Annotated in this window: 3 protein-coding genes; 2 read left to right on the top strand and 1 reads right to left on the bottom strand. The window is 35.9% G+C overall.

Annotated features, from left to right (window positions below):
- Positions 1-251, bottom strand: a 251-nt coding sequence (locus BCAMP_RS11375; RefSeq protein WP_035315705.1) for a ParA family protein, incomplete at its 3' end; no start/stop codon positions are given.
- A 604-nt stretch (positions 252-855) separates the two neighbouring features.
- Here BCAMP_RS11375 and BCAMP_RS11380 point away from each other — a divergent pair.
- Together BCAMP_RS11380 and BCAMP_RS11385 are read left to right on the top strand one after the other, a co-directional pair.
- Positions 856-1,569: a helix-turn-helix domain-containing protein gene (locus BCAMP_RS11380; RefSeq protein ID WP_035315706.1), complete on the top strand. Its 714-nt coding sequence runs from the start codon at positions 856-858 to the stop codon at positions 1,567-1,569.
- Between the two features lie 667 nt (positions 1,570-2,236).
- On the top strand, positions 2,237-2,490 hold a 254-nt coding region (locus BCAMP_RS11385), incomplete at its 3' end, for a hypothetical protein (RefSeq protein ID WP_035315707.1).

Consider the following 2,490-nt stretch of genomic DNA (forward strand, 5'->3'; position numbering starts at 1 on the left):
TCAATACCCGCCATCAATGTTTTGTTGATTGCTGGCACCGCCCCTTCGTTATTTGCCGACCGAGTTAGCATTAACGATTTAGTTGCATTTGATTGTGGATCCATATCTACAACTAATGTTTTAATACCTAGTGTCGATAATACATAACCAATCATAACCGCGTTCGTTGTTTTACCTGCACCGCCCTTATAATTACCAATCGTGATAACTTTTGGTGCTATTTTTTTCATTTCAACGATAGACTGTTCCATAAATAACATCCTCCTATACTATTTTATCTACTTATAGTGTATCACACCTCTTTAGACAAAAAAAGGGATACATAGATATTGCCTAAAAAGGGATATAGCGATACATAGATATTGCCTAAAAAGGGATATAGCGATACATAGATATTGCCTAAAAAGGGATATAGCGATACATAGATATTGCCTAAAAAGGGATATAGCGATACGTAGGGCGTGTGTTGCTATAATGACTAAAGCCCATCACCGCAATCTATATGCTCTCTCGTAAGTTCATATCATCACTTTATAGGGATATAGCGATACATAGATATTGCCTAAAAAGGGATATAGCGATACATAGATATTGCCTAAAAAGGGATATAGCGATACATAGATATTGCCTAAAAAGGGATATAGCGATACATAGATATTGCCTAAAAAGGGATATTTTTAAAAAACACTTTACATTGTTTTCGTTAACCTTTAGACTATATATATACTCTATTCGCATGATTTATATTCTGTTTTACATTGCCACTCATTTTGTGTAATGATTGTCCTGCACCATTTTTAAACTGACTGAAACATTTCATTTGTATTAAAACTCTATCAAAAGGAGGAGTTCTCAATGACAACTAACGAAAATAAAAGTGAAAATCTTATTGGATTTAATCGATTGAACGAACATGTCGTATTCGACTCAAAAAAAGAAATGAACTATGCTGTCGCCGACCACTTGAAAAGTAATGCTGCTTTCTTACGTGACAATTCAAAAAACATTCTAAACTACCTTGCTAAAATTGCCTCACACCACAATGGCGCGTGTGGCGTACTCTATGACACGATTGCTGAACGGCTATCAATTACAAAGCGTACGGTTGAACGCTGCATGAGTGAGCTTAAACAAAACAACATCATCGAAGTTGTTAAACAATACTCCAAGCGTGGGGGGCGCATGTCATCTGTCATTCGTATTTTACCTTTTGTAACCGAAAAAAAAGCACCTGTCGGTGAAGATGTCGGTTATCCTGTCGGTAATGAAAGTGGTCCTGAACACCCTAAAAAACCAAGTGGCTCTAAGTCTCAATCACCTTCTGAAAAAGACACTAACTTATCTAATCCTCTTTTAAGTTCTTATAAACAAGGTACCGTGGTTGCCAGCCTATTATACATTTTTGATGATTTTCGTAATAAAGGACTTTCAAGACCTAAATTCGAGGAAATCGTAAAAGAAGCCATTCCAGAAGCTATTAATCTAAAAGCTTATGTTCGTTCTGTGTGTTCAAACTACGTTGAAAATAAATCAAAATTCACCAATCGTTTTAAAAAACACTGCGTTTGAAATCGCTCAACGCATTAGAGAATTAGGCGAACAATTTAATCCTGAAAATCAGACTCCAAAAAAAACAATGATTCCAAAACGTTTTTATGGGTCTCTTGAAAATGCGCCTTATTAATCGTGATGATATAGTCATAATTTTTCTCAATGCTATTATAAATAAAAAAACGAACATGTGTTCTTGTTTTGTTGAAAAGACTGTGCTATTATTAGGTAATCAGAACGAGTGAACTAGTAATAACTCGTCATAAAACACACCAAAAAAAAGAAAACGCTTTAAATTAACGCTTGCTTTTGGACTAGTTATTGTAGTAAGGTTGTTTTGAGAGTAATTGAATACGAAAAAAAAGAAGAATGGTACGATATCGACTGGACATCGATATCGTATAAAGTCCCAACCTACACGGGTTGAGTCACCATTCTCCTAACCCTCATTGTACATTTTTTTAACCTGCTTATCAAGCTGTAAATTTATTTAACCTGCTTTCTTTACCTAACGGATCACTGGATTGGTTAGTTGAAGGGACGAGTCGATAGAAAAACAGAAGATAACCGTGGTTAACAAGGCAAAAATGGACAAGGGATGTTAGGAGAGGTGTCACACAATCGTGTGGCACCTCTTTTTTTGTTTGTTAAAGATTGCTCTTATTACTTTTTGAGAGGTGAGAAAATGAAATTTGAAATTATTGACGTCATTCAACAAGCTGATATTATTATTTTGTTCAACGGTAAGTCGTATCAAAACACACGAGATGGCTTTATGAAGTGTGTGGATGCACCCCAACGGTTGATGAGTGTTAAACGGCTCTACACCAACATCCGTCATGTCCAAAATGACAAACGCTGCTTGATTGCGAAGCGATGTAAACTCGGCCAACCACTCGAAGATGTAAAACACTATTACTACAAGCACAGAAAGTCTCT

It is taken from the genome of Brochothrix campestris FSL F6-1037 (assembly GCF_000525915.1).
GTDB classification, from domain to species: Bacteria; Bacillota; Bacilli; order Lactobacillales; family Listeriaceae; genus Brochothrix; species Brochothrix campestris.

Coding starts and splice junctions, on each gene's coding strand:
- BCAMP_RS11380 (WP_035315706.1), top strand. CDS start 856: ATGACAACTAACGAAAATAAAAGTGAAAATCTTATTGGATTTAATCGA.